This window comes from Roseateles sp. P5_E11, from assembly GCF_054049355.1.
In genome coordinates, this window is record NZ_JBFUMO010000591.1 from 1 (window position 1) to 3,488 (window position 3,488).

Annotated in this window: 3 protein-coding genes; all 3 read right to left on the minus strand. The window is 62.7% G+C overall.

All coding sequences use genetic code 11. The annotated features are described in order from the left end of the window. A partial coding sequence (locus ACXJKR_RS27495) for a hypothetical protein (RefSeq protein ID WP_457325529.1) occupies positions 1 to 465 on the minus strand: 465 nt, incomplete at its 3' end. A 210-nt stretch (positions 466 to 675) separates the two neighbouring features. Further along, on the minus strand, positions 676 to 3,189 hold the full coding sequence (locus ACXJKR_RS27500; RefSeq protein WP_457325530.1) for a S8 family peptidase: 2,514 nt from the start codon (positions 3,187 to 3,189) through the stop codon (positions 676 to 678). A 52-nt stretch (positions 3,190 to 3,241) separates the two neighbouring features. Continuing rightward, positions 3,242 to 3,488: hypothetical protein (locus ACXJKR_RS27505; RefSeq protein ID WP_457325531.1), on the minus strand; the 247-nt coding region annotated here is incomplete at its 5' end.

Consider the following 3,488-nt stretch of genomic DNA (forward strand, 5'->3'; position numbering starts at 1 on the left):
GGACTGCTTGAAAGCCTTGGGCAGCAAGACGAAGACCAGTGCCCAGAACGCGGGCCCGACCATCACGGCGTAGAACAGGCCACCCAAGATCACCAGTGTTTTGCGCGCGCGTGCGTTCCGTGCAATTCCGCGCAGTTCGAACTGGTCGCCAGTCGCGTTGGGGCCAATGTGGTCGCGCGAGCGCAGGTATTGATCCATGAACTGCGTCGGGCGCTGCTGTCGCAGGAGCAACTCAATCTCCTGCAAGCTGAGCTTCGCGTGGCCGACGGCCGACGCAAACGAGGCCTCGACGAGCATGGGATGACGTGCGGTCGCGCCGTCATCGAAGAAGCTCTTCAGGCGCTTGTAGCGCTCGTCGAGGTGGCGCCCGCGATCGACCATGTGGCCGAAGAAGGATTTGAGGAAGGGGCCGAGCGTGACCAGCACGACGCTCAGCGCCTTGACGATCTGTTCCAGGTGTTCCATGCGGGCGAGGTCTAGGGCTTGGGGAGGACGTCGGGCGGCGGCAGCGCGCCGACGATCTTGCGGCGGGCCTTGGGCTTGGACATCCTCATCGGCGTCATCGTTGTCACGCGACGGGCCGTCTTGGTAGCTRCCCGCTACCTGATTGACGCCACCGGAACACGCGTCCTGACTTCGCGTCGACTTGGCAGTGCATAGAGCCACCAGGCGCCACTACGACTTGCCCGAGGTTGCCTGAACCTGCGTCTGGATCGTGCTGCGAACGTCACTGGTCAGCACGTTGCGCTGGCTCAGTCCGATCTTCATATCCTGGTAGACGGGCTTGCCGCCGTCCGGGTCCAAGATCGTCAGGACGGCTGCGAAAGGAATGCCCTCTGTTGGGAACTCTTCGGACGCACGAGTCAGGTACTTGATGCAGACACGCCATTCCGACGTCTTGCCCACGCCGTTGGGCGATGAGAACCGGACCTGCTTGACCGTGCCCCACTTCAAGCCCTCTTCGATCAAGTGCTTTTCCATGGCTGAGGCAGCCTTGTTCGGCTCGGTGGCGAAGGTGTCTTCACTGCGCTTTTCCCAGCTGCCATCGGCTTTGCGCTGGTGAAGCACGGCTTCCAGATTGATGCGCACCAACTCGCCGTCGTGGGCGTCCTGAATCGGCGGGGAGTACACCATCGTGAGCAGCGCCTCCCCCTTGCACTTCCCGTCCTCCACGAGCGACAGCGGCCAGTCGAACTTGAAGAACAGGTCCTTCTTGTTCTGCATATCGTGGTAGAACAGCAAGGTCGCCTGATGCGGCGCTCCCGATAGGAAAGAGTCGCTGGACGACGGCAGGCCGAATCCGACAAACTGCCGCGCGATCTTCTTGGAGTAACTGCTGAGGCAGGCCGGGGGACGCGCGCCGTGGATCAGTAGCGCGGTCAACCCTTCGCGAGGCAGCTTCGATCCCGTCAGTTGATCGAGACGGGCCAGCGTCTTTGCCGCCAGCGGCCCGGCATAGCTGGTGCCTGCGACATAGCGGGTAGAGCCCGTCGAATTGGTCGACAAGAGCCCGGTGTCCGCTGACGTGCTGGCACACAGGCCGCCGTAGTGCGCGATGTCGGGCTTCACGAAGTGCTTGGTCGAGACGCCTCGACGCGAGTACCGGGCCGGTGCCTGCGCAATGCCGGCCGAAGTCATCGGCGGATTCAGCGCGCCGACGGAGACCGCAAATAGCGCGTCCGCCGGTGACGTCAGGCCGTCGTCGTTGACGGAAGCGAGGTTGGACAGGACCACCATCGGATCGATGTGCCACTCCTGACGGCCGGTCCCTGCCTTGGTATTGCCCGCGCTGATGACGAAGATCACGTCGTGCGTACGGGCGATGCGATCAAGCCCTGCGGAGAGGTCCGGGTAGTGGTCGCCGTGCCCCGGCGGATCTTCGAAGTTGTGGCTGAAGCAGAACACGCGGGCGCCGGTCTGCTGCTTGGCGRCTTTGACTTCCTGCTCGACGCTCAGCACGAAGGCGAGATCGGAGCTGTAGTTGGCGTCGTAGTAGGCCTCTCGCGGGACCATCGTCAGGTCGGCGATAAAGCAGCCGTCCGGCTCAGGGCTGATCTGGTTGCCGTTCAAGGCCTGCCCGGACACCAGCAGCCCCACGATCTCGCCGCCATGTGAGATGTCGGCGTGCGCCGTGGGAACCACTTGCGACTGATGCATCACCCAGGCGCTGTGAACCGGGCCGACGCCACCATCGATGATGCCGACAACCGGGTACTGCGCGCCAACGGCAGGCATTGCCGGCGTGAAAGTGCTCGGGGCCGCAGCAGCCGGTGCGGACGCGGAGCCCGATCGGAGCGCTGGCGGCAGGCTGATACGACGCACAGCCGGATGCTGTCCAAGGACTTCCAGCAGCCTCTCGTGGTGCGCACTGTCAAAAGAGGGTTCTCCGGAAGCTCGCAGCGCTTCTGCGAGCTTGGGAGCGCGAACGAAGTAGCGGTGTTGCGGCGCCTTGCGAAGCCAGATGTAGAGCCGCATCATCGAGGCGGCATCGGGCCGATACAGCGCGCCGACGTATCCACAGCCGAGCTCTTCATCGAGTTTGCGCAGCAGGTCGCCCACGACGTCAGAATGGCCAGCAAGGTCTTGCCGCGCCAACTTCGCCACGGGCTGGATGGATTCAAAAAGATCGACGCGGTAGGCCTTGGGCACGGCCTGTTCGTTGAACCAGGCCAGTGCCTGGTCGGTGCTGAACGCCCGCCGGTCGGGTGCATCCCAGAGACGCACGCTCTCGATGGCACCCACTTCGGCGCGCTCGCGAGACGGGTCCGGCTCCAGGACGTTGGGCTTGTCCTTCTTGGGTCTGTAGGCCAGCTCGACCTCGGCGTTTTCGACTTGGGCGATCGCCTGGTCGATGCCGCTGGGCGAGACCTGCACGATCAGCTCACCGACTCCGGAGGAGCCGGCAAGCGGCATGGTGTTCGGATGGAAGACCCGCTTGGTGGGGCGATGGGACTTCGCCAAGGCCTCCTCGCGCATCCGCACCTTCAAGAACCCGATGCCGCTTGCCGAGCTGCTCTGCAGCTTCGACTTGACGACTTTCAGCTGCTCGCTCAACTGCTGCTTGTGCACAGCAAATGCAGCATCAAGACCTTCGAAGAATTCCTTGTTCGACGATCCGGGATTGCGCTTGCGGTCGGCCTGAAATTGCCGAGCGTCTAGCACCACCTGAATAGGGCTGTACGTTTCCATGTTCCTCCCTGCGAACCGGCGCTACTGATTTTTGTTGCCGGTAGTTGATCAATTAGGCCATAACTGCATCATCAAGCCAACGGGCAACGGCTGACTTGCTCTTGTCGAACAACGCACCCAGATCGTTCAGCGTGAATCGCGAGTACTTATGGCGAGCCCACCTCGCAATGTCAGCGTCTTCCTTCTGCAGCAGATGGCGGACCTCGTCTGACAATCGGCCGCTGTTGAGATACGCGATGTCCCGCAGGCATTCAATGGGTGAAGCCGGCTTGGGCTCCATCACAGAACGCTTCTTGTAC